Consider the following 23,446-nt stretch of genomic DNA (forward strand, 5'->3'; position numbering starts at 1 on the left):
AAATATAGTTATGCGCAAATAACGCGCTTATACGATAGAGGCGAATAAAATGAAGAACAAATCGATACTCATATTAGCAAGCTTATTCTGCGTAAGTGCTTCGGCACAAACGTTGTTTAGTGATGACTTTCAAGATGGTAATTTTGATGGTTGGATAATATCTGGCAGTGGTGCACAAGCCATTACCAATCAGTACGCAAGTAATTACTCGCTACGTTTAGTTAAACAAAAGCAGGCCACACAAACAGTGCTAACTCAAGGTTATGACAATCTAACTGTAAGTGTTGATATAGCAGGCTATTTGCTTGAGTATAACGAACGTTGTATTGCCAAATACTCAACCGACAATGGCAACAACTGGAAGGTATTTTCCACCTTAGAAAATGGTCAAGATGATGGTGTTTCTCTATACACGGGTAGCGCCACCTTACCCACTCAAACAGCGCAAGTTATGATTTCACTTGCTACACAAGGTAATAATAATGCTGATTACTGCTACTTTGATAATATAAGTCTAACGGGCGAACCCGCGTCTGTCAGTGGTGGTTTTGAGCCATTAACTGGTGATGGTAATGTCAGCCGTACACTATTAACACCAGCCGTTCTGAATAATGATAACGCTAGTTTAACTAACAATAGTGCTTATGCTTTGCCTAGTAATGCAGCCCACCCAAGCAATACATTTTCAGGGACCTTAACACTTTTTGACGAATCGATCCGCGGAACATTACAAGAGCAAGGAACTAATATTGCTAGCAGTTATACTAGTCCAGAACATCTTCCTGAATTTGAATTTGAATTTGTGCAAACGGGTAGCCATATTATTCCGCTAGAGCGTGGATTAATTGCCACCACACACCCTTCTTGGCATTATATTTTAGAGCCTGGCAGAGTATGGAACGAAAATAGCGATAATGGCTTTACACGTGTAGCACTCCCTTTTGCATTACAAGAAGCGGGGGCAAATTGTACTCATAATGGCGTGCTTAGCTTTTTATTTAAAGATGATGGCAGTACTTCTAATGTCGCTTATCAAATTACTGGCGAAACCTGTGCTTACTTTAAATTTAATAGTTGGGGTATGCTCGGTGCAAGCTATACGCCAAGTAGCATAACCAACTCAGCTACCGTTAAAAGTAACTATGTTGATGAAGTTACTCGCCGTATGCCCACAAAAGATATAAGCGAACTTGCCAGCGACTATCCAACAGCTAATATCAACACGGCGCAGTTGGGGTCAGACCAATCAACAAGCGATCAAACAGTGTTTGGCGTTGTGGTTGATGGCATTAACTATGTCAGTAGCTGTAAAACGCGCATGGGTGATTATCCGTTTTGCGAAGTGATGGCTTTACCTTCTTACTCTACAGCCAAATCAGTTGTCGGTGCAGTAGGGCTAATGCGTATGGAACAAAAATACCCTGGCACTAAAACACAAAGCGTCAACCAATGTTATGCCTCAAGCTGGTCTGAAGTAAGTTTTGAAAACCTACTCGACATGGCCACAGGTCGTTATAACTCTGATGGCTTTGAGGTTGATGAAGGCGATAGCACTACAGCCAATAACTTCTTTTTGAAATATACTAACAGTGAAAAATTAAATCACGCATGCACTTATACTAAAAAAGCCACGGCGGGCACTAAATGGGTTTATCACACTTCTGACACCTATTTATTAGGCGTGCAACTCAACGCTTTAGAAAGTACAGATTTGTGGGATATGCTTTACGCCGATGTATGGAAACCACTAGGTGTGAGCCCTTTAATGAGCACGACCTCACGCACCACAGAATCAACCAGCAACCCATGGAACGGCCAACCACTTAGCGGTTATGGTTTAACCTATCACTATGATGATGTGGTAAAAATTGCGGAGTTTTTAAGTAAAGATCAAGGTGTAATAAACGGCATACAAATACTTGAGCCAACAATGCTTGCACAAACACTGCAAACTCAAGCACATGGTTTAAATGCTGGCAGTCAATATGATAGTTACGACAACGGCTTTTGGATATGGAACGCACAACAAGCTTTTAGTTGCACAAATGCGCTGTCCATTCCTTATATGTCTGGCTATGGCGGTATTGTGGTGAGTTTATTACCTAACGATATGATTTATTATGCCTTTAGTGACAGTAACGATTACGGGCAAGTAAACACTGCTTTAGAGCTACATAAAATTCGTAGTATGTGTAATTAAAGTGAGAATAGCTTAATAAGCGGCCTACTGGCCGCTTTTTAAGAACCTTAATTGGGGCACTTATCACTAATATTGTTAAATACATCAGTAATGGTGCGCGAAAAGCCCAGCCCCCCACCATCAGTTAGCTGAGTAATTATAACCTCTGGTAAAATAATTGCGGTATGTCCACCAAAGCCAGACATTACTGGCACTTGGGCATCACTGCCGCAGCTTTTCATCGCCGTTGCTTTACCGCTATGATAACGCCAAAAGCCATTATCATAATTAAAGTTAGCAATATTGGCAGAAAGCCCTTGTGGACGGCCACTTAAGACCTCTTTCACCATTGTTTTATCAAGCAAGTTATCCGTTAATGCTTCATCACGTAAGTATTGGCTAAACCGTACTACGTCATTTAAAGTCATTGATAAGCCATACCCTGCCCACGCATCCATCGTATCGCTATTACGTTGCACACCGGCTACATATTCACTCAATCCTATCGCGTTATAAATGGGCACTAAAATATCATTAAACGCCTCTTTATTATCACCTAGCTTGAGCTTAACAAACTGCGCAGCAGCATAGCCGACCAGCTCACTGTCAGTGGTATGGTAAACACTATAACTACCAGGTTTTGCTTTATGAGGCCAGCCATTACAAATAAACTCAGCACGCTCTGCACGGGTACTTTTAGTAAAGTAACCTTGCTCCATTGCTTTACTATGTTCATCCACTTCGAACTCTGCTGATTGATAATTTCCCGTTGCCATATCTAAAGCGTGCTCAACCGTTACTCCTTGCCAACGTTTATCGCTACACTCTGGAACTAACGTTTGGATAGCCATTTTTTTAAACCCCGGAAAACGTTGTTCAAGCGCAGCCACAACTGTGAATGCATGAACTGACTTGGTAAATGAGTAAACACCTACGGTTCTATCTTGGCAATAAGGATGCTTGCCATAACGGGTATCGCATCCTGCAACATAACTGGTATTGTTAACAAGTACACTAAAGCCTATAAGGTCTTCATCTTTAATAGCATAGGCGTAATTCGCCAAATCAACCTTTGGATAATCTACGGCTAATTGCGCTAAGGGCTTAGTTGCAATATAGCCCGCTTCTTCTTTATTACGTTTAGCTATTACACGGGCTTGAGTACTGATTTTATAAGGCCGGTATTTAGCAGCTAACGTGCCATAAAATTCAAAACCAAAAAACGGGCAAGTTTGGGTGATATTTTGCACCTGTACATTTGAGATTGAACCATCAGATTTAAATAAAAATGACGCCACTCCATTAGCTTCACAATTAGCATTACGCTCTTTTAAAGTATATGGAAATGCAGCTCGACTGTAGCCGTTATCTGCTTTTTCATCCCATACTTTACCAACCCCCGCCGTGATAGACCATGCCCCATTTCCATTAAAGCTATGTCTACGGTCAACCGGTATCAAGCGCCCGTTATCTTGGATAAACTCATAGCTAAATAATGGCCACGTAGCATATCCCTCAGGCAAACTACTTTTCTCACCATAAATTTGTTTAAATATAGGTACCCCATTGATACTTAAGCGACCAGAAAACTGATTACTGCTCACCTTGCCGTTAATAGGTAAAAAAGCATCAGTAGTGAATGTAGAATTGTTATTCGCCATTAAATAATCATGGCTTAATACATTCCGCATTGGTGCTAATGTGCTGGAGCAGCCCATTATAAAAACACTTAAACCTGCAAAGTAAAAATTTAACTTGCTCATTTTTATCTCATTATTATTTTGATTATTTTAAAATAGCTAAACACTCCACTTTAAGCCCTTTACATTTATGGCTGTAGTACCAGTTACACTCACTTGATAAGGCCAGTTTGCTTCATTTCATTTGGTCTGAAGTATTTATCTATGGCATGATAGCCACATTGTTTACTGCTCAGACCAGATAGGTATTTACGTGCAATTTAATTCTACTGATAACTACATCGCAAGTTCAGCGTTAAAACAAGCGGTTAATGCGGCTATTTTGCTGGAAAAGCCACTTTTGATCAAAGGCGAGCCCGGCACAGGTAAAACCATGCTGGCTGAGGAGTTGGCTAAAAGCTTAGACACCACACTTATCCAATGGCATATCAAATCGACCACTAAAGCGCAGCAAGGCTTATATGAATACGATGCGGTATCACGCCTACGCGACAGCCAATTAGGTGATGCCCGGGTAAACGACATTGGTAACTATATTATTAAAGGCAAGTTGTGGCAGGCATTTACCTATGGTGAAGAACATAACAAACGCCCGGTATTATTAATTGATGAAATAGACAAAGCCGACATCGAATTCCCGAACGACTTACTATTAGAACTCGATAAAATGGAATTTCATGTTTATGAAACCGGTGAGCGTGTAATCGCAAAACAACGCCCTATTGTGATCATCACCTCAAACAACGAAAAAGAACTGCCCGATGCCTTTTTACGCCGTTGTTTTTTCCATTACATTGATTTTCCATCTAGTGATGAAATGCAGCAAATTATCGATGTTCACCACCCACACGTAAAACAAGATTTAGTTCGCCAAGCGCTAGAAGTATTTTTTAATCTACGTGAAGTCAACGGCATTAAGAAAAAGCCTTCCACCAGCGAGTTACTTGATTGGTTAAAACTGCTTATGGCTGAAGACATCGATGCAAAAACTCTGCATGACAAAACTCAAAAAGGCGGTTTAATGCCAATGTTTGGCGCACTACTTAAAAATGAGCAAGATATCAGCTTAATTGAAAAACTTGCCTTTATGAGTCGCCGTTAAGATGTTGGTTGCGTTTTTCTTCAAACTGCGTGAATACCGTTTACCTGTTAGTTTGCGCGAGCTGCTTGATTTGATCAACGCGCTAAAAAAAGGCGCGGTATTTGCCGATGTTGACGGTTTTTACTATTTAGCCCGTACCATTATGGTTAAAGACGAAACCCACTTTGACAGGTTTGATAAAGCGTTTGCTGATTACTTTAGCGGCATTGCCGATCTGGACTTACTCGAAAGCTTAAAACAGCAGCACAACTTACCTGAAGATTGGCTGCGCAAAGAGTTTGAAAAACACCTAACCGATGAAGAAAAAGCCCAGCTTAAAGCCATGGGCGGCCTTGATGAGCTAATGAAAACCCTCAAAGAGCGCCTAGAAGAACAACAAAAACGCCACGCTGGTGGCAATAAATGGGTGGGCACCGGTGGTACATCGCCATTTGGCGCGTATGGCTATAACCCTGAGGGCGTGCGCATTGGTCAAGACGGCAACCGCAATCGCCAAGCAGTAAAAGTATGGGATAAACGCGAATACCGTAACCTAGATTCCGACCGTGAAATTGGCTCACGCACTATTAAGCTCGCCCTTAAAAAACTGCGCAAGTTTGCTCGCACTGGCGCCAGTGACACCCTCGATTTAAACGAGACCATTCGCGCTACCGCCAAGCAAGGCGGCATGCTGGATGTAAAAATGGCACCAGAGCGCCACAACGCGGTAAAAGTATTGATGCTGTTTGATATTGGCGGCTCAATGGATGATTACATCCACACCTGTGAAGAATTATTTAGCGCCGCGCATAGCGAGTTTAAGCATTTAGAGTTTTACTACTTTCATAACTGTTTATACGAACACGTATGGCAAGATAATCAACGCCGCCACTCTAACGTCATCGACACCATGACGCTGATCAACAAGTTCACCAGTGACTATAAAGTGATCTTTGTTGGCGACGCCACTATGGGCCCGTATGAAATCGCCTACCCCGGCGGCTCTGTTGAACACTACAACGAAGAGCCCGGCAGCGCATGGCTGACCCGCATTACCAATCACTTTGATAAAGTCGCCTGGCTCAACCCACAACCGGTTGAACACTGGCGTTACTACCAATCAATTGATTTTATCAAGCAGCTAATGAATAACCGCATGTACCCACTGAGTCTAGATGGCATAAGTAATGCGATAAAAGAGCTAACATAGGTGCTAGATTATAGGGGCTAGGAAAACTAACTCTACAACTCAGCTATATGATTCAATGTTTCTGGATAACGCTGCACCAGTTTTAGTAAAGTAATTGCTTGCCCATTAGGAGCAATGCGCCCTTATTCCCATTTTTTAAACATTCTTGCTGAGGTACGTAATAAGTTTGCAAATACTCAGCGCGACATATTAAACGCTTCGCGAATATTGATTATTTCATCGGATGAAATGGCGGGCTTATTTGCATCATTCATAGCATAAGTGAGTAAGGTTAGCTTGCCTTGTGCATGCGCTTAAATGTACGCAAATTACGTACACTTATCAAATTAACACTATGACGCGATATAAAATCGCTGCTACGAGATGGGTGATATTTCGTAGGCGCGGGTTTACCCCGCGCAATTAAAATTTATTCACAAAGAGGTTATGAGGCGCTGCGCTTTTAGAGAAGTAATTGTAAAAATAGGGGCTAGGTGCTGGGATTTACTCGGAGCTCATTGCTCGAGGCCCGTGGCATTTTTTCTTAAATAACATAATCCTCTTTAAGCTTACTCATCCCTCGAAAAGCACTATAACGCGATATAAAATCGCTGCTACATGGGCTGTTAGAAATGAAAACAAAAGTGCGGGATCTCTCCCGCGCTTCTTTTTTCGCTTTAGTAATTTTGGTAATTACTTAGCCTGCCGTTTGTTCGTCACGGCTGCGTTTTTTGTCACCTTTTTTACGCATGTGTTTTTTAATTTCTTGGTACTTTTCACGTTGTTCAGCATTTAATACTTGCCATACTTGATGCTGCGTTTTTAGGTTAATTAAGCCAAATTGCTCGCCTTTGCTTTGGCGCTGCGCTAATAACTCTTTTGCTGCGGCTTCATCAAAGGCTGGCATATCTAACAATGCTTGCATTTGTGCCTTATGGGCAGCACGCTCTTGCTTCATGGCCTGTTTATCGTTGCCACGTAGCGCTTTAAATTGTGCTTTTTGCGCATCAAAAATGCTTTTTAACTGAGTTTGTTGTTGCTCAGTTAAATCAAGCTTTTTAACGCCACGCTCAGAGAGTAAAAAGCGCGCTTGTTTATGCTGTTGAGAATGGCCTGGTTTATGATCCATGCCCTCTTTTGCTATTACGGCGCCAGTGCCTAATGTTGCTGTCGCTAATCCACAAATTAATACTAGTTTAGAAACTTTACTTGAAATAGTCATAATCATTACCTTTGAGTTGCTTGTAACTTAGTGTCTGTTCAGTTGTTATGTTCACTATAACTAACCAAGTGCAAAGCAACGCAAAGCAATGTAAAGGTTGTGTAAAGGTTCACTTTTAAGTGCGTTAAGGCGTAAAATGAAGTTATTCCAGCGTGGTTAAGGTGAGCAAATAATGAAGCTATTAATGATTGATGATGATACCGGTTTATGTGAATTACTCTCGGAGTACTTAACTGCGCAAGGTTTTCAAATAGAATGTGCCCATGATGGTGAGCAAGGCTTAAAACAAGCGCTTGAGCAAGAATATGCATTAATTTTACTCGATGTTATGTTACCGAAACTAGATGGCTTTGAAGTATTAAAACAGCTTAGGCAAAAAAAATTAACGCCGGTGATCATGCTAACCGCCAAAGGTGAAGACTTTGACCGTATTTTTGGTCTTGAACTAGGCGCTGATGATTACATTCCTAAACCATTTAATCATCGTGAATTACTCGCGCGGGTTAAAGCGATTACTCGTCGTATTGAACATATTACTAGCCTAGCAAATACCAGCAGCAATAAGTTAACCGTTAATAATATTGTTATAAATTTAGCAGCCCGCGAAGCGTATGTAGATGAACACCCGCTAAGCCTCACCGGTACTGAATATGAAGTACTTGCCTTACTGGTTAAACATGCAGGTGAAGTAGTCAGTAAAGAGCAAATAAGTGAAGAGGTGCTCGGTAGACGCCTAGCCTCTTTTGATCGCTCAATTGATATGCATGTGAGTAATATTCGTAAAAAAATTGCCGAGTTCAACAATGCAGAACGAATAAAAACCATGCGAGGGACAGGTTATGTCTTCATCCAAGGGGAGTAATAAAACTCGGTTTTCTTGGCTAAAACATCCTCAGCACTTTTTATTTTTCAAAATTTTTGTGTGGTTTTGGCTAACAGTAATAGGCACCATAACTGCATTGGTGTTTTTAAGTAACATTGCGACCAATCAAGTCAGTTATGAGAACTTACATGGGCCCATGCAGAAAAACTTGCAATACACGGCCAAAGGCATCGAACGTATGGTAGTCAAACATAATAAATCGATTGCCGAAATTTTAACTCATCCGCGGCTTGCAAAACAAAAGTTACTATATTTAAATTCAGATCAGCCAGATCACTCGCTCAGTAGCAGAGTACCATCAAGTGAGATTGATTTAAGTTTACTTAATTTCACTAAAAACATGCCGCCACAAATTATTTTTACCGAGTATTATCAAGCATTCGGACCGATAAAAATAAACCTTCCTGAGGGGCAATTTTACCTATACGAAATTGATGAGAATCATCAACCACCTTTTTTTATACGGTTAAAGCTGATGCCGATTTGGCTAAAAGTGATCATTGCTTTACTGGCTTCATTAACTTTAAGTTTTATATTTAGTCGTAACCTAATTGCACCTATTAATCACTTAAAGCAAGCTGCAATTAAGCTCTCTGACGGCGATTTAACCGCGCGCGCTGAAATTGATCCAAACAGGCAAGATGAACTGGGCGTACTTGGCCGCGACTTTAATAGTATGGCAAGTCAGTTAGAGCAACTGATTTCTGCACAAAAGCGCTTATTGGCTGATATATCTCACGAGTTGCGTTCCCCCCTAACTCGCCTTAAAATGGCTACGGGTCTTGCGCAAATGCAGACCCCAGAAGAAAACCAAACCTATTTATTACGCATTGAAAAAGAAGCAAATCAGCTCGATAAAATGATCGCTGATGTGCTGCAAGTATCGCGCTTAGAGGCGAAAAGTCAGGCGCTATCGCTGCATCAACAATCCTTACAGATCATTATTGATCATGTTTTGAATGATGCACAATTTGAAGCTAAACAGACTAATAAGCAATTAATTATTAATGGCCAACTCAATGTTGATATTTATTGTGACGAGAGCCTCATTGCCAGTGCGCTAGAGAATGTTTTACGCAACGCAATAAAATATGCAGAGCAAACAATCACCCTAACATTGAGTTTAAGTGATGCTATTTATATAGAGATCAGTGATGATGGCCCGGGCGTCGAACCGCAAAATTTAGGCAAATTATGTGAGCCTTTTTTCCGCCAATCTGATGCACGAGACAGAACTAGCGGCGGCACAGGACTTGGCTTAGCGATTGCTAAAAATGCAATTGTCGCCCATTCTGGCAGTTTAACGCTGCATAATAAACAACCAAGCGGGTTATGTGTGCGTATCGCCTTACCTCTGGATAAACAAAAATAATCATGGCCATTATGTTTTACAGCACAGAGCAAAACTTACTTACCCAACAACCTGAGATAACGCAGTTTTTTCAGCAGCAGTTGCACAAAGCGCAGCTGACTACCGATAATGGCGATTTATATTATGGCTATGTGATACCTGAGCATGCCAAAGCCGCTATTGTTATTTGCTCTGGACGTATTGAAGGATTAGATAAATACCAAGAGCTAATCAGGGAGTTATATAAAAATAACTATGCGGTGTTTATTATTGATCATCAAGGACAAGGCCGTTCTTATCGCGCTTTAGCCAATCCTCATAAAGGTTTTGTTAATAAATTTAGTGATTATGCTGATGATTTAGCACTGTTTGACCGTCTAATTGTCAGTAAACTCTACCAAGGCAAAAAAGTCATCCTAGGGCATTCAATGGGCGGCGCGATTGCCTTTGATTTCCTGACCCGGTTTGAACATAACTACAGTGGGGTATTTTTGTCTTCGCCCATGTTTGATATTTTCACTAAAGGTACTCCCAAACCACTGGCTAAACTTGCCGCCCGTGCTGCCTGTTTGTTTGGTTTTAATAAACACTATGCGTTTGGCCAAGCAGATTACCTGCCTGATGAATTCGCACAGAATGACCTTACCAGTAGCGAAACTCGCTATGATTTATTTAGACAAACCTACCAAACGGATAGCGCGCTACAATTAGGCGGGGTGACTTACGGCTGGTTGAATGAAGCTTTTGGCTTTATGGCAACTCTTGAAAAACAACAGCTATCGATTCCACTTTTTGTAGCCAGTGCTGAGAATGATACTGTGGTTGATAACCAAGCCCAATTAGCCTTAGTTCACCGTCAAAGTAATGCTATTTTACAAACATTTGCGAATGCTAAGCACGAGTTACTATTTGAACAAGACACCATTCGCAAAGCTGTGCTTAGCCGTTTTTATCAGTTTTGTGATTCATTAACTTGAGCGCGGCTATTACTCAATGACATTGGATCTTGATGGATCAAAATATCCATTTCACAATTAAATTCTTGTTGGATCATCGCCACTACTTCATCCGCTACATAATGAGCACGGATCAAGGGAAGTTGATCTTCAAGCTCTAAATGCATTTGAATAAACTTAACTTTACCACCTTGTCGCGTGCGTACGTCATGTACGCCAAATACATCGTTATGGCTGTTAGCGATTGATATAATACTGGCTTTTTCGTCCTCAGGTAGCTCTTTATCCATTAAATGGTCAGCGCTTTGCCTAGCAATATCCCAACTGTTATAAAGCAAATAACCCGCAACGCCAATGGCAAAAATAGGATCCGCGTACAGCATATCATTTTGCGCAAGCAGTATGGCCAGCAGTACTGCTGCATTTAAAATTATATCACCTTTGTAATGCACAGAGTCTGCTTTAACTGCAATTGACTCGGTGTGCTTAATGACTTGAGTTTGTACATAAACCACCACTAAGGTGCAAGCAATCGCAAATAGACTAACCCATACCCCGAGCATTGAATGACTTAGTACCACAGGATTAAATAATCGCTCTATACCATGAAACGCCAATAAACAGCCAGAGCCTGCAATAAATGCCGCTTGCCCTAAACCCGCCAAGGCTTCGGCTTTACCATGACCAAAACGATGATCGTCATCAGCTGGGCGCAGTGCATAAAAGAGCACCATAAAACTCATTGCTGAAGCGGTAATATCCATCAAAGAATCGGTGAGTGATCCGAGCATAGAGGCAGAGCCAGACGCAAGCCATGCCCAACATTTAGCAGCAATCATTAAACTCACCATCACCATAGTGACCACACTTGCTGTTTTTACCCAAAACTCATAACTGCGCTGATGCACGTTTTTGCCTATGCTTAAAGTGTTTACTTAAAATGAGTATATCATTTTTTTTATCTGTTTCGTGTATACTCTCGAACGTCAAAATGTAGATCACCAATAAGGCTCGTTATGCTTGATATCGTTTTATACCAACCTGAAATTCCACCTAACACAGGGAATATTATTCGCCTGTGTGCAAATACGGGCTATGCTTTGCATTTAATCGAGCCTTTGGGCTTTGAGTGGGACGATAAGCGCGTGAAAAGAGCTGGCCTTGATTACCATGAATTTAGCCATGTGCAACGCCATCCGTCATTTGCAGCTTACTTAGAAAAATGCCAACCTAAAAAAGTATATGCATGTACCACTAAAGGCAGTCAATTTCACCATCAAGCGAGTTATGAAGCAGGTGATTGTTTAGTCTTTGGCCCAGAAACCCGTGGCTTACCAGATGATTTAATTCAATCACTACCTAATGAACAACGTGTGCGTATTCCTATGCAAGCTAACAGTAGAAGCATGAACTTATCTAACGCAGTGGCTGTTTTTGTTTATGAATCATGGCGTCAGTTAGGCTTTCCTAACGCGCAGTAAATTATATTAAAATGCGCCTATATCGTTAGGCGCCTTGTTTTATAATCACCATTATAATTTAGCACTACATATAGCAATAAATTTGCTTCGAGTGGATTCGCATTATTTCTATTCCTACACTATTCTAAATAAGTTCTTTTTAAACTGATTCAATGGATTGTAATGCGTTTTTTCCTTCAAATATGCTGTTTTATTAGCATGTTATCTATTGTAAATGCAAACGCGAGTGTAGCTGAATTAAATGCGAATGAACTTTCGCTACCCGCCATTAATGACTTTACTCAAGACCCGAGTAATGCGTTTTGGCTCGCTACCAATAAAGGGCTGTTTAATTACGACTCGGTGCATCTTTTTAGTGGCCAAGCACCACCTTTTTCATCATTTGCGAATCAAGCCATTTTACAAGTAGCTACTTATAAATCCTGGTTATTAATTAACACTGAGCAAGGGCTGAGTTTAATAAACTTAATTAACAACCAGTTAATTCAACTAACAGCAACACCGCTAAAACAGCCGATATTAACCACCGAGCTCGGCTTTTACTTTCTGTACCAAGGTCAGATCCACACTATAAAAGACGAAAAAATCTATTCTCCATTCGCCTTTTCAGAGCAGATCGTCGAACTCGCATTGGGATTTAACAACAGCCTATGGCTACATTCAGGTAGTAATTTAGTTAGTCACTTTGATTTAGCAAGTAATGCAATTACAGCTCAGCTTATCGTCCCCGCACCTATCGCGCAGTTGAGTCCAAGTCAAACCTCAGCAGCGATCCTTATCAATACCAATAACGACCAACATTACCTGTTTAACAACACGCACTCTATGCAAGAAATAAAACTCCAGCATGCGCATGTTCAACAACTAAATTACTTTGATGATCAGCTTTATTATTTGCATAAAAATCGCGCTTATAAACATGATTTAACGACCAAAAACACTAATCCTTTATTTTATAGTGCTCCTGCACGCTTTTTATCAATTAAACAAAACAACCAACAACTGTGGCTGCAAACTGCCACTAAAAGCTGGCTAAAGCTCCCTGCAATGCAAATTATCACAACCCCTATCACCGATAATCCTGCTCCGCGTATGCAGCAATACTTTGACATGTTGGAACAGTTAGATAATTTTACACAACATAAAAAAATTATTACCATCGCTTATCTGCGCGAAGATAAATGGGCTGTTGCAACCGACACTGGTTTATATTTATACAGTGCCCGCAACCTCACTTTTGATTTATTAATAAAGGATCAAGTTACTGCCCTGTATTCAACCGCCCCAACAACACTTTGGGTAGCAACCAAAAAGCAATTAATAAAATATGATTTTGCGACGCAGCAACAAAACCAAACACTACCAATTAATAACATTAATGCTTTAACATCCCTTAATGACGAGCAATATCTAGCAAGTAATGGTGAGCAATTATTTTATATTGCTAAACAACAGCTCACCGCCCTTGTGCTTGAAACTGAAGCCCTCGGGCAGATCAACGCTATTTATTATCAACGCAACTCTTCAAGGCTTTGGCTTGCAACAAGTAACGGCTTATGGCTGAGTCAATGGCAACCACCTGAAAATTCTCAGCAAATAACACTTGAGATAAATTTTGATAAAGTAAGTACGTTCAACACCACAGCCATTTACGAAGCACCACAAAATGCTTTGTGGATAGTTGATTCTCAAGCGATAAAACTCTACAAACCCAGCACTAACCTATGGGTTGAAAATGCCACTCATAGTATTGCCGCTTATATTGATGATTCTATAAGTTATAAGCAACTTCCGAGTTCACTCTTTAGCGTTAGCTATCGTGATAAAATAATGTTGTTTGCACCAACAGGTAATACTTTATTAGAAGTACATTCAAAACAAGCACCACCTCAAAGCAGCTCTTTTTTAGTCAGTCATTTGACTTTGCACTACAAAGATAAAAGCCAAGACTATTACCACTTAGCAACCAACGCAGTAAATACCAGCCAACCGCTAAAAGGGATTTCTGTTTGGTTTAGCAGTAATAGCCTCTTACCTATGCGGCTAAATTACCGGCTTGATCCCAATGGCGATTGGCTAGCACTGCCGCCGACTCAAACTATGCTGTCACTGGCAAGTAGTGAAAAGAATATTTATCTTGAAGTTAAAAACCTTAATCAAGTAAACAGCGAACCGCTAGTGTTAATGATTAAACAAACTGCTTTTACTTTCCCTCACTGGATCAATTATCTCATTTTAGCGGCTATTTTCGCTATTTTACTGCTGTTAATTGTTTATAGATTAAAAAGTGGTGCTAAACATAATTTGGTCAACGCGTTAATTACGCAATCAAAAGATGCCATTTGGATCGCCAATGAACAGTTTCAAATAACGAACATAAACCAAGCATTTACAACTATTTGTGGCTTTACTCTTGCTGATGTAGTGGGTAAAAAACCAAAAGCCTTTACTGTAAACGGCCGCGATAAAAAATTAGAAAGCCTCATTTATAATGATCTAGAGGTTGATGGTTATTGGTCTGGTGAAATTTGGAATGTGCGTAAAGACGGGCAACCCTATGCCTTAGATTTATCGATAACGAAAGTAAAAACCCCTAACCTACGTACTAGTAGCGCGCATTATATTGGGTTATTTTCAGATGTAACTGCACGTAAGAATAATGAACGTGCGATGCTTAAATTAACCACTCGAGATTCTGTCACTGGGCTATCCAATCGCACTATTTTTATTGAATCTGTAAATAAGGCAATTGCCAGCTGTAATAACAACTTCCCTAATTTACTGATTATTTTTATAGATTTAGACAATTTTAATAAAATTAACGAATCCCTTGGTCACGCAATCGGTGATGAACTATTAAAAGAAGTTGCGGGCAGACTCACTCGAAACCTTGATTCTGGTTATACCTTGGCCCGCTTAGGGGGAGATGAATTTGCTGTACTTGTACCGCCATATTTATATTCAGGTAAGACCGTCTTTTTCGCCAAAAAACTGGCCGATAATATTCTTAAACAATTCCAAACACCGTTTATGCTTGATGGTATAGAGAGCTTTATTTCTGCCTGTTGTGGCATCGCTGGGTACCCAGAAAATGGTTATAACAGCGAAGCGCTGATGCGCAGCGCCAACAGTGCGCTTAATCACGCCAAAAAGATGGGTCACAATAATTATCAATTTTTTGATAAATCTAAACACACGATTGATACTAATGAGCTTAGTAAAGAAAGTGCACTTTTTCGGGCTATCGAACATCAGGATTTTCAATTATTTTACCAAGTAAAATATAACGCAGATAAAGATCAAGTACATGGTTTTGAAGCTTTAGTCCGTTGGCCACAAGTTGATGGCAGTATAATTAGTCCTGTTGAATTTATCCCTCTTGCAGAACAAAATGGCGCAATTATTCCTCTCACTTTATTGCTAATGAAGCAGCTATTTAAGCAACTAGAGTTATGGCGTAATGAAGGGGTGAGTTTTGGCAAAGTAGCTATTAATGTTTCTGCTCTGCACTTTCAGCAAAGTAGTTTAGTCGAAACCCTCACTGAGTGTTTAACAAACTACGACGTACCTGCGCGCTGTGTTGAGTTAGAAATAACTGAAAGTGCCATGATGGACAACCCTGAATTTGCCCAACAGCAAATGAATCGCTTAAAAGCACTAGGATTTACCATTGCGCTAGATGACTTTGGTACTGGTCATTCATCATTGGGCTATCTAAAACGTTTTCCAATTGATACTTTAAAAATTGATCGCTCTTTCATAAAAGATATTGTCGATAGTGAGCAGGATCGTAATATTACCGCGACAATTATTCGCCTCGCTAAATACTTACATATCGATGTTGTTGCCGAAGGGGTTGAAACTAAAGAGCAGGCTTATATGTTGCATGTTATGGGCTGTAATACGATGCAAGGCTATTATTATAGTCGCCCGCTTTGTGCTGAAAAAGTAGCTGCTTATCTCGAAAAAAACAACCTGAGAAAACAATCTAATTTGATGAATGACTAAGTACCATGTTAGTTATTAGATTAACTGCCAGCGTTTATACAATCCCATAAACGCTGGCAGCTACAAGGCACTGTTACTCTGATTTTTGCTCGCGACCTAATAAAGCCATCGCGGCTTCTTTCACGTCTTTATTTTCATAAAGTACCTGATAGATTTGCTCAGTGATCGGCATTTCAATACCAGTACGTTGTGCAAGTAAATAAACTTCTTTGGTGTTGCGATAACCTTCGACCACTTGACCAATTGATGCTATCGCCTGCTCTACCCTTTCACCTTTACCCAGTGCTAAACCAAAACGACGGTTACGAGACTGATTATCGGTGCACGTTAGAATCAAATCTCCCAGCCCAGCCATGCCCATAAAGGTTTCTGACTTAGCACCAAGCGCGCAGCCTAATCGGCATAACTCAGCTAAACCACGGGTGATCAATGCTGTCCGCGCATTAGCACCAAAACCAAAGCCGTCAGACATACCAGCGCCAATCGCAATCACATTTTTAACCGCGCCACCGAGCTGAATACCAATAAAATCATTATTGTTATAGACCCTAAATGAGCGACCACAATGCAATAGTTCAGCTAACTGTTTTGCAAAGGCTGTTGATGTTGACGACACTGAAATAGCAGTAGGTAAACCCATCGCCATTTCTTTAGCAAATGTAGGGCCTGATACGACTGCCAGTGGCACATCATCACCTAATTCTTGCTGGGCAACTTCTTGCAAAAGTCGGCCTGTATCTGGTTCAAGCCCTTTGGTTGCCCATGCAACTTGTGCCCCTTCAAGTAATGAAGGCTTAATTTGCTGTAGCGTATCGCCAAATGCATGACTTGGTACAACAACCAAAATCACTTGGCTTGCAGTTACTGCGGTGTGTAAGTCGGCTTCAAGGTGTAAAGTGTCAGGAAAAGTGACATCGGGCAGGTAACGTTGATTTTTCCGCTCAGCTGCAAGCGTGGCAACGTCATCGCTATTGCGACCCCAAAGTGTCACTTGGTGACCGTTTCGGGCTAAACAAATAGCAAGGGCGGTGCCATAAGACCCCGCCCCTAATACAGTAACAGCTGAATTGGCTGTACTCATAAGTTATGCGTCTGCAGTTGCCTGTTCAGCTTGCGCTGCACGTTGCTGCATGTATTGAGCGAATAACGCATCAAAGTTCACAGGTGCAAGGTTAAGCTGTGGGAATGTACCACGGTTAACTAAGTTAGATACCGCTTCACGTGCGTACGGGAACAATACGTTCGGGCAGAATGCGCCAAGCATGTGTGCAAGTTGTACTTCTTCAACTTCAGCGATAGTGAAAATACCCGCTTGTTGAATTTCACATAAAAAAGCCGTTTCTTCACCGATAGAAGCAGTAACAGTCAGTGCTAATACTACTTCAAACACGCCTTCGTCTAATTTATTAGAACGTGTATCAAGGTCAAGCTTAACTTCTGGTGTCCATTCTTTTTGGAAAATAGCAGGTGAATTAGGCGTTTCAAAAGACACGTCTTTTGTGTAAATACGTTGGATCGTAAATTGTGCGCCAGTTTCTTCTTGTGCTGCTACGTTCTGGTTTTCTTCGTTCATGATAATTCCTAACTTTTAATCGTTTTTATAATAAATGCTTAAGCGTTTAACTTAGCGTCAAGTTTGCCTTGGGCTTCAATCGCCATCATGTCGTCACAACCGCCGATATGCTCATCATTAATAAAAATTTGCGGTACTGTGCTCGCGCCACCTGCTTTGGCAATCATTTCATCACGTAATTCAGGCTGTACACCAATGTCGATATTTGTAAATTGCACACCTTTATTTGTTAGCAACGCTAAAGCACGCTGACAAAAAGGGCAATACGCTTTGGTGTAAAGAACAACATTACTCATAACAATTCCTCTATCGGCCTAACTAACTTAATTAGCGACCTGTTGTCGTTGGTAGACCAGCACTTTGCCATGCACCCATACCACCAGATAAAACATAAACTGATTCAAAACCAGCTTTATGCATAGCAGTTGCGATACCTGAGGCTGTCATGCCTGTGGTACATACCAATATAATGGGTTTACTCTTAGACTTTTCAAGGCTTGAGAAGTCAGATTGTTTCGCTTTTTCAGAGCTAAGGTGCTCAGCGCCTGCAATACGGCCATTATTAAATTCTTTTTGTGCGCGTATATCTACAACGACACCGTCTTCACGGTTAATTAATAATGTTAATTGTTGCGGATTTATTTGACGAATTGCTGAAAACTTACTTTTAAACCAGCCGCCCACGATGAGTGCTACTAAAGCAACCCAAGCTAAACTTAATATCGGATGATTACCGACAAATTCAATATATTGATCCATGCGTCTTCCACTATGAAAATTGTCCCGCGCCTTTAGCACTGGGGTTAAACGTAAGGGTAATGCCCTAGCCACGCAAGTATACGTGCTTGATTAGAAATTACCAGAGAGTGAAATATTTTAATATGCCCTTTTGATTGCTGATCATAACCACAAAACACGGTATGCTAAGGCTAAGCAGGAGCTAATTTTCAGGAACAAAAATGACACAACATAAAAAACCTCTCGTACTCATGATTTTAGATGGTTGGGGATACCGTGAAGATACCCAAAGCAACGCAATTTTAGCGGCAAACACCCCTGTTTTAGACGAACTTTGGGCAACTCGCCCGCACACCCTAATTTCAGCCTCTGGTTTAGATGTTGGTCTTCCTGATGGGCAAATGGGCAACTCAGAAGTAGGCCATGTCAACTTAGGTGCTGGCCGTGTGGTTTATCAAGATTTCACCCGCATCACTAAAGCAATAAATGACGGTGAGTTTGCGCATAACCCAACACTAGTTGAAAACATTGATAAAGCAGTGAATGCTGCTAAAGCAGTGCATTTAATGGGCTTATTAAGCCCAGGTGGTGTGCATAGTCATGAAGATCATATTGTAGCTGCAATTGAATTAGCTGCAGCGCGCGGCGCTAAAGAAGTGTACTTTCATGCATTTTTAGATGGCCGAGACACTCCACCACGTAGCGCAAAAACGTCAATTGAACGTATTGAAGCGCTATTTAGCAAATTAAATTGTGGTCGCTTAGCATCAATCATTGGCCGCTACTATGCAATGGACCGCGATAATCGCTGGAACCGAGTAGAGCAAGCTTATGATCTAATGGTCAGTGGGATCGCACAACATAGCTACGAAAATGGTGTTGATGCATTAGCTGCGGCTTACGAACGTGATGAAAACGATGAGTTTGTTGCTGCAACTACCATAGCAGCACAAGGCCAAGACGCAGTACAAATTAATGACGGTGATACGGTTATTTTCTTAAACTTTAGAGCCGACCGTGCTCGTGAAATGACCCGCGCATTTGTTGATAAAGACTTTGACGGTTTCGCCAAGAAAAAAGCCCCCGCACTAAGCGGCTTTGTTATGTTGACCGAATACGCAGCAGACATCGACGCACCAGCAGCCTTTGCCACAGTCCCTTTGACTAATGTATTGGGTGAATGGTTTGAAAAACACCATAAAACACAGCTACGTATTTCTGAAACTGAAAAATATGCACATGTGACGTTTTTCTTCAGTGGCGGACGTGAAGATGAATTTGAAGGTGAAACCCGCGAGCTGATCCCATCACCACAAGTTGCGACCTACGATTTACAACCTGAAATGAATTCAGAAATGCTCACCGATAAACTCGTCGAAGCGATTAAAAGCGGTAAATACGATGCAATTATTTGTAACTATCCAAATGGCGATATGGTCGGTCACTCAGGTGTATTTGAAGCCGCAGTAAAAGCCTGTGAAGCAGTCGATCATTGTATTGGTCGTGTTGTTGCTGCCCTTGAAGAATTTGGTGGTGAAGCATTAATTACAGCTGATCACGGTAATGCTGAACAAATGGCTAACCTTAAAACTGGCCAAGCGCATACCGCACACACCAGTGAACCTGTTCATTTCATTTATGTTGGTCGTGATGCAACACCAAGCGAAGGCAAAGCGCTCAGTGATGTTGCGCCAACCATGTTGCACTTAATGGGCATGGAACAACCAAGCGAGATGACTGGCACACCAATCATGACATTGAAATAAACCATGAATAAAAGTATTAACCCATTAATTTTTAGTACGCTCGTTGTTACTGCGTTAATACTCACTTTATTAGTGACGGCCCCTGCCGTCGCTAATGAAGATCGTACTAAAAAAGATCTCAGCGAAATCCAAACGGCGTTAAAGCAAAGCCAAGCTGAACTTGCCGCCCAGCGTAAAGACATCGAAAAATCGCAAAAGAACCTGCAACAGCACGAACTCGAGATCGCAAAAAACGCTAAGGCACTAAATATTGCCGAGCAATCAATTCGCGATACTGAAAAACAACAACAACAGCAACAGCAGCAAGCTGAAGCACTTGAGGAAAAACGCCTAGAGCAGCAACATGCACTCGCCGCACAAATTAAAAGTGCCTATATGTCTGGCGGACATGACTACTCTAAAATGCTATTGAATCAAGAAAATACCGCACAGGTTGAACGCACATTAAGTTATTATAATTACCTCAACAAAGCGCGCATTGAGCAAATTGATGAGCTAAAAGCACTCCTGATTGAAATAGCGGATGTACAAACTGAACTTGAAAAAACCAAACAACACTTAGTTGTGCTCCATAAAGAGCAAGCCAATCGTCATCAAGCACTCATTGCAGCGCAACAACAACGAAAAGCCAACATCAGTGAATTAAAAACCAAGCTTAGCTCAACCAAAAACTCAATTGATTACTTAAAAGATAATGAAAAAACCCTAGTAGCTACCTTGCAAGAACTTGAAAAAGAAAAAACTAAAAAGGTTGAGTTACTGGGCCTATCAGCCAGTAAAGGTAAATTAAACTGGCCAACAAAAGGTAAAATTGAGCACAGCTTCGGCCAACATAAGCACGGTGGTATTGACTGGAAAGGCGTATTAATTGGCGCTAATGAAGGCAATAATGTGCATAGCGTCCACAACGGTCAAGTCGTGTTTGCTGATTGGTTAAAAGGCTACGGCTGGGTTATTGTTATTGACCACGGTGAAGGCTTTATGAGTTTATACGGCCATACTCAAACCTTACTAAAAGACGTAGGTGATATAGTACGCCAAGGCGATATTATCGCTTTAGTTGGTCAAAGCGGCGGACAAGCAAATTCTGGTCTATACTTTGAAATACGCCACAAAGGACGCGCAGTAAATCCTGTAACATGGTGCAGACGCATTTAATTGATTAAACAGCTGCACCCCACTGGGAGCAGCTGATGCTAAATACACAATTACAAATACAGCAGTTACAATACTCTGCTTTTAATCGCATCCTAATAAGCTATTTATTACTCGTTAGCGTTTTTTTGTGCCTGAGTTTTAATAGCTTTGCAGTGACCTCGGTGGGCGATTTAAAAAGCCAACAAAAAAACGAAATCCTCTTTAATATCCATGCCTATTATGTTGAAGACTTAGCTTTGCAACAAAGCTTTGAAAGCAGTCAACAATTTGAAGCCCTGCTCGCACAGCTAGACCCTTACTCTAAGTACCTTAATGAACACGAGTTAGAAGCGCTATTTAGCAGCACTAATGGCCGCTACACAGGCCTTGGGATTGAAATAAAACAGCAACAACAAAAAATTATTATTGTAAACACAATTAAAGACTCTCCCGCAGCCATTGCCGGAGTACAAATAAATGATGTGCTACTTGCCGTTAATCAGCAAACAGTCGCACATAAAGACATCAATCAAGTTGCGCAAATGATTAAAGCTAGTGACACAGCAACGGTTACCTTAACGGTTGAACGAAGTAATTCACCACAAGCTATTTATTTTACCCTGACTAGATCAGAAATTAACTTAGAGAGTGTCACCAGTTCATTATCAGAGTTTGGTATTGGTTATTTGGCAATAAATAGCTTTACCAATCACACCTTGCATGATGTTGCGCGGCAAATAACAGCACTGCAAAGCCATTACGGTAATCCACTTACAGGCTTAGTGCTCGATTTACGCGACAATCCAGGCGGCACATTACAAAGTGCTGTAGCGGTATCGGATCTATTTTTACAAAGTGGCACCATAGTCACCACCAAAGGTCGCTTTTATGATGCAAACCAGCACTTTCGCGCCAAAAAAGGTGATATTTTAAATGGTGCGCCAATCGTCGTACTTATTAATGAAAACTCGGCCTCAGCAGCAGAGATTTTAGCCGCTGCACTTAAAGACAATCACCGTGCCACACTAATTGGCAGCCAATCATTTGGCAAAGGATCGGTGCAATCTTTGATCCCATTAGGCAATGGTAATACAGCACTAAAATTAACCACTGCAAAATACTTTACCCCATCGGGTCAATCTATTGAGGGGATTGGAGTCACCCCCGATGTGGCGATTAATCAATCAACCCTTTCGCAAATTGATAAAGTAGTTATAATAAAAAACGAACAAGGAAATGACGATCGGCCATGGTCACGCAAAGACTCAGCTGATCCACTGTTATTAAAAGCACAGCAGCTATTAACTATGAAATAAAGCTTTTAGCTCACTATAAAAAAGATAATAAAAATTATAAACGTGAAAAAATTAACTTGGTTGTTCTGGCTTTTTTTTAGCTTGCCTACGCTTGCCGCAAATAAGCAAATAGCGATTGTGATTGATGATATTGGCAATCATCAACGCGACCTCGAAATCCTAAATTTACCAGGTAAAATATCGTTCTCGATTTTGCCTCATACCCCGTATTCGCAAGTTTTTGCGCGCCTAGCCAGTAAGTCGAATAAAGAATTACTGCTGCATATTCCCATGCAAGCACTCGACAGCAGCAAAGCACTTGGCCCCGGCGCACTCACCAGCAATATGAGTAAAGAACAATTACAAATCACCCTCGGCAATGCGCTTGCAACCTTACCGCAGGTCAAAGGTGTAAATAATCATATGGGCTCAGCACTTACTCAAGAAAGCCTGCCCATGAAATGGACTATGGAAGTGCTGAAAAAGCGCAACCTGTACTTTTTAGATAGCCGCACTACAGGCTTAAGCCAAGCGCAAAATGTTGCCAACTTATATGGCGTTGAAAATGTCGGCCGCCATGTGTTTTTAGATAATATTCCCAATGAGAAACAGTTACAATTTCGCCTCAACGAACTAAAGTATAAAGCCGAACGTTATAACTTCGCCATCGCGATTGCCCACCCTTACCCTGAAACCATTGAATTCTTACAGCGCATGCTACCCGAACTTGAACAACAAGGTTTTGAACTCGTGCCGCTATCACAACTAGTCGAGCGTAAATATATACAACTTGCGCAAGCTGAGCATAAAGGGGTGGGAGCGAGGTAAACAGGACTTAGCAATAAGCCGTAAATTTTAAAGGGTCATATTAATCAACTTATGACCAT

At 41.1% G+C, this 23,446-nt stretch carries 19 protein-coding genes; 12 read left to right on the forward strand and 7 right to left on the reverse strand.

Features of this window, described 5'->3' with window-relative positions:
- Positions 1 to 49 precede the first annotated feature (49 nt).
- Positions 50 to 2,200: a hypothetical protein gene (locus H5183_RS09475; protein ID WP_182731545.1), complete on the forward strand. Its 2,151-nt coding sequence runs from the start codon at positions 50 to 52 to the stop codon at positions 2,198 to 2,200.
- 47 nt (positions 2,201 to 2,247) lie between these two features.
- Here the strand turns inward: H5183_RS09475 and H5183_RS09480 are convergent, their stop codons facing one another.
- Positions 2,248 to 3,942 carry a serine hydrolase domain-containing protein gene (locus H5183_RS09480; protein WP_182731546.1) on the reverse strand — a complete coding sequence of 565 codons (1,695 nt, stop codon included), beginning with the start codon at positions 3,940 to 3,942 and terminating at the stop codon, positions 2,248 to 2,250.
- 190 nt (positions 3,943 to 4,132) lie between these two features.
- Here H5183_RS09480 and H5183_RS09485 point away from each other — a divergent pair, with 190 nt between their 5' ends.
- Both H5183_RS09485 and H5183_RS09490 read left to right on the forward strand, forming a co-directional pair.
- Complete coding sequence (locus H5183_RS09485; protein ID WP_182731547.1) at positions 4,133 to 4,981, forward strand: MoxR family ATPase; 849 nt, start codon at positions 4,133 to 4,135, stop codon at positions 4,979 to 4,981.
- 1 nt (position 4,982) lies between these two features.
- Positions 4,983 to 6,170 (forward strand): VWA domain-containing protein, encoded by a 1,188-nt coding sequence (locus H5183_RS09490; protein WP_182731548.1) that lies wholly within the window; start codon positions 4,983 to 4,985, stop codon positions 6,168 to 6,170.
- Between the two features lie 676 nt (positions 6,171 to 6,846).
- Here H5183_RS09490 and H5183_RS09495 read toward each other — a convergent pair.
- Positions 6,847 to 7,371 carry a Spy/CpxP family protein refolding chaperone gene (locus tag H5183_RS09495; RefSeq protein ID WP_182731549.1) on the reverse strand — a complete coding sequence of 175 codons (525 nt, stop codon included), beginning with the start codon at positions 7,369 to 7,371 and terminating at the stop codon, positions 6,847 to 6,849.
- Between the two features lie 172 nt (positions 7,372 to 7,543).
- Between H5183_RS09495 and H5183_RS09500 the strand changes: the two genes are divergently transcribed.
- The 3 genes from H5183_RS09500 to H5183_RS09510 are packed head-to-tail and all read left to right on the forward strand — an operon-like array spanning position 7,544 to position 10,582.
- The gene (locus tag H5183_RS09500; RefSeq protein ID WP_145235248.1) at positions 7,544 to 8,233 is read left to right on the forward strand and encodes a response regulator transcription factor; all 690 of its coding nucleotides are present in this window, start codon (positions 7,544 to 7,546) and stop codon (positions 8,231 to 8,233) included.
- On the forward strand, positions 8,211 to 9,626 hold the full coding sequence (locus H5183_RS09505) for an ATP-binding protein (protein WP_182731550.1): 1,416 nt from the start codon (positions 8,211 to 8,213) through the stop codon (positions 9,624 to 9,626). The genes H5183_RS09500 and H5183_RS09505 overlap by 23 nt, the downstream gene beginning before the upstream one ends.
- An 11-nt stretch (positions 9,627 to 9,637) precedes the next feature.
- Positions 9,638 to 10,582, forward strand: coding sequence for an alpha/beta fold hydrolase (locus tag H5183_RS09510; RefSeq protein WP_182731566.1), 945 nt, complete (start codon positions 9,638 to 9,640; stop codon positions 10,580 to 10,582).
- Here the strand turns inward: H5183_RS09510 and H5183_RS09515 are convergent.
- Positions 10,558 to 11,469 (reverse strand): cation diffusion facilitator family transporter, encoded by a 912-nt coding sequence (locus tag H5183_RS09515; RefSeq protein ID WP_145235244.1) that lies wholly within the window; start codon positions 11,467 to 11,469, stop codon positions 10,558 to 10,560. The genes H5183_RS09510 and H5183_RS09515 overlap by 25 nt on opposite strands.
- A gap of 108 nt (positions 11,470 to 11,577) precedes the next feature.
- On the opposite strand from H5183_RS09515, the gene trmL reads away from it, so the two are divergent.
- Positions 11,578 to 12,042 (forward strand): tRNA (uridine(34)/cytosine(34)/5-carboxymethylaminomethyluridine(34)-2'-O)-methyltransferase TrmL, encoded by a 465-nt coding sequence (trmL, locus tag H5183_RS09520; RefSeq protein ID WP_145235242.1) that lies wholly within the window; start codon positions 11,578 to 11,580, stop codon positions 12,040 to 12,042.
- Between the two features lie 162 nt (positions 12,043 to 12,204).
- Complete coding sequence (locus H5183_RS09525; protein ID WP_182731551.1) at positions 12,205 to 16,050, forward strand: EAL domain-containing protein; 3,846 nt, start codon at positions 12,205 to 12,207, stop codon at positions 16,048 to 16,050.
- Between the two features lie 73 nt (positions 16,051 to 16,123).
- Here H5183_RS09525 and gpsA read toward each other — a convergent pair whose 3' ends face one another.
- The 4 genes from gpsA to H5183_RS09545 are packed head-to-tail and all read right to left on the reverse strand — an operon-like array spanning position 16,124 to position 18,382.
- On the reverse strand, positions 16,124 to 17,131 hold the full coding sequence (gene gpsA, locus H5183_RS09530) for an NAD(P)H-dependent glycerol-3-phosphate dehydrogenase (RefSeq protein WP_182731552.1): 1,008 nt from the start codon (positions 17,129 to 17,131) through the stop codon (positions 16,124 to 16,126).
- 3 nt (positions 17,132 to 17,134) lie between these two features.
- A complete protein-coding gene (gene secB, locus H5183_RS09535) occupies positions 17,135 to 17,623 on the reverse strand; it encodes a protein-export chaperone SecB (protein WP_145235236.1) in 489 nt (162 codons plus the stop codon).
- 38 nt (positions 17,624 to 17,661) lie between these two features.
- The gene (grxC, locus tag H5183_RS09540; protein ID WP_145235234.1) at positions 17,662 to 17,919 is read right to left on the reverse strand and encodes a glutaredoxin 3; all 258 of its coding nucleotides are present in this window, start codon (positions 17,917 to 17,919) and stop codon (positions 17,662 to 17,664) included.
- A 31-nt stretch (positions 17,920 to 17,950) separates the two neighbouring features.
- Positions 17,951 to 18,382: a rhodanese-like domain-containing protein gene (locus H5183_RS09545; RefSeq protein WP_145235231.1), complete on the reverse strand. Its 432-nt coding sequence runs from the start codon at positions 18,380 to 18,382 to the stop codon at positions 17,951 to 17,953.
- Positions 18,383 to 18,582: 200 nt separating this feature from the next.
- Here H5183_RS09545 and gpmM point away from each other — a divergent pair, with 200 nt between their 5' ends.
- Genes gpmM through H5183_RS09565 form a run of 4 tightly spaced genes read left to right on the forward strand, consistent with a single transcriptional unit; the run spans position 18,583 to position 23,387 of the window.
- Positions 18,583 to 20,127, forward strand: a complete 1,545-nt coding sequence (gene gpmM / locus H5183_RS09550; protein WP_182731553.1) for a 2,3-bisphosphoglycerate-independent phosphoglycerate mutase — start codon at positions 18,583 to 18,585, stop codon at positions 20,125 to 20,127.
- Positions 20,128 to 20,130: 3 nt separating this feature from the next.
- Complete coding sequence (locus H5183_RS09555) at positions 20,131 to 21,285, forward strand: murein hydrolase activator EnvC (protein ID WP_182731554.1); 1,155 nt, start codon at positions 20,131 to 20,133, stop codon at positions 21,283 to 21,285.
- A gap of 35 nt (positions 21,286 to 21,320) precedes the next feature.
- Positions 21,321 to 22,580, forward strand: coding sequence for a S41 family peptidase (locus H5183_RS09560; protein ID WP_182731555.1), 1,260 nt, complete (start codon positions 21,321 to 21,323; stop codon positions 22,578 to 22,580).
- A gap of 42 nt (positions 22,581 to 22,622) precedes the next feature.
- Positions 22,623 to 23,387, forward strand: coding sequence for a divergent polysaccharide deacetylase family protein (locus H5183_RS09565; protein ID WP_182731556.1), 765 nt, complete (start codon positions 22,623 to 22,625; stop codon positions 23,385 to 23,387).
- Positions 23,388 to 23,446: the final 59 nt, after the last annotated feature.

Source organism: Pseudoalteromonas sp. SR44-8 (genome assembly GCF_014163635.1).
GTDB classification, from domain to species: domain Bacteria; phylum Pseudomonadota; class Gammaproteobacteria; order Enterobacterales; family Alteromonadaceae; genus Pseudoalteromonas; species Pseudoalteromonas rhizosphaerae.

What these genes read in the sequence shown, in the direction of transcription:
- trmL (WP_145235242.1), top strand. Translation starts at nt 11,578, where the DNA reads ATGCTTGATATCGTTTTATACCAACCTGAAATTCCACCTAACACAGGG.
- H5183_RS09555 (WP_182731554.1), top strand. Translation starts at nt 20,131, where the DNA reads ATGAATAAAAGTATTAACCCATTAATTTTTAGTACGCTCGTTGTTACT.
- H5183_RS09495 (WP_182731549.1), bottom strand. Translation starts at nt 7,371, where the DNA reads ATGACTATTTCAAGTAAAGTTTCTAAACTAGTATTAATTTGTGGATTA.
- secB (WP_145235236.1), bottom strand. Translation starts at nt 17,623, where the DNA reads ATGAACGAAGAAAACCAGAACGTAGCAGCACAAGAAGAAACTGGCGCA.
- grxC (WP_145235234.1), bottom strand. Translation starts at nt 17,919, where the DNA reads ATGAGTAATGTTGTTCTTTACACCAAAGCGTATTGCCCTTTTTGTCAG.
- H5183_RS09560 (WP_182731555.1), top strand. Translation starts at nt 21,321, where the DNA reads ATGCTAAATACACAATTACAAATACAGCAGTTACAATACTCTGCTTTT.
- H5183_RS09490 (WP_182731548.1), top strand. Translation starts at nt 4,983, where the DNA reads ATGTTGGTTGCGTTTTTCTTCAAACTGCGTGAATACCGTTTACCTGTT.
- H5183_RS09525 (WP_182731551.1), top strand. Translation starts at nt 12,205, where the DNA reads ATGCGTTTTTTCCTTCAAATATGCTGTTTTATTAGCATGTTATCTATT.
- H5183_RS09545 (WP_145235231.1), bottom strand. Translation starts at nt 18,382, where the DNA reads ATGGATCAATATATTGAATTTGTCGGTAATCATCCGATATTAAGTTTA.
- gpmM (WP_182731553.1), top strand. Translation starts at nt 18,583, where the DNA reads ATGACACAACATAAAAAACCTCTCGTACTCATGATTTTAGATGGTTGG.
- H5183_RS09480 (WP_182731546.1), bottom strand. Translation starts at nt 3,942, where the DNA reads ATGAGCAAGTTAAATTTTTACTTTGCAGGTTTAAGTGTTTTTATAATG.
- H5183_RS09505 (WP_182731550.1), top strand. Translation starts at nt 8,211, where the DNA reads ATGTCTTCATCCAAGGGGAGTAATAAAACTCGGTTTTCTTGGCTAAAA.
- H5183_RS09500 (WP_145235248.1), top strand. Translation starts at nt 7,544, where the DNA reads ATGAAGCTATTAATGATTGATGATGATACCGGTTTATGTGAATTACTC.
- gpsA (WP_182731552.1), bottom strand. Translation starts at nt 17,131, where the DNA reads ATGAGTACAGCCAATTCAGCTGTTACTGTATTAGGGGCGGGGTCTTAT.
- H5183_RS09475 (WP_182731545.1), top strand. Translation starts at nt 50, where the DNA reads ATGAAGAACAAATCGATACTCATATTAGCAAGCTTATTCTGCGTAAGT.
- H5183_RS09510 (WP_182731566.1), top strand. Translation starts at nt 9,638, where the DNA reads ATGTTTTACAGCACAGAGCAAAACTTACTTACCCAACAACCTGAGATA.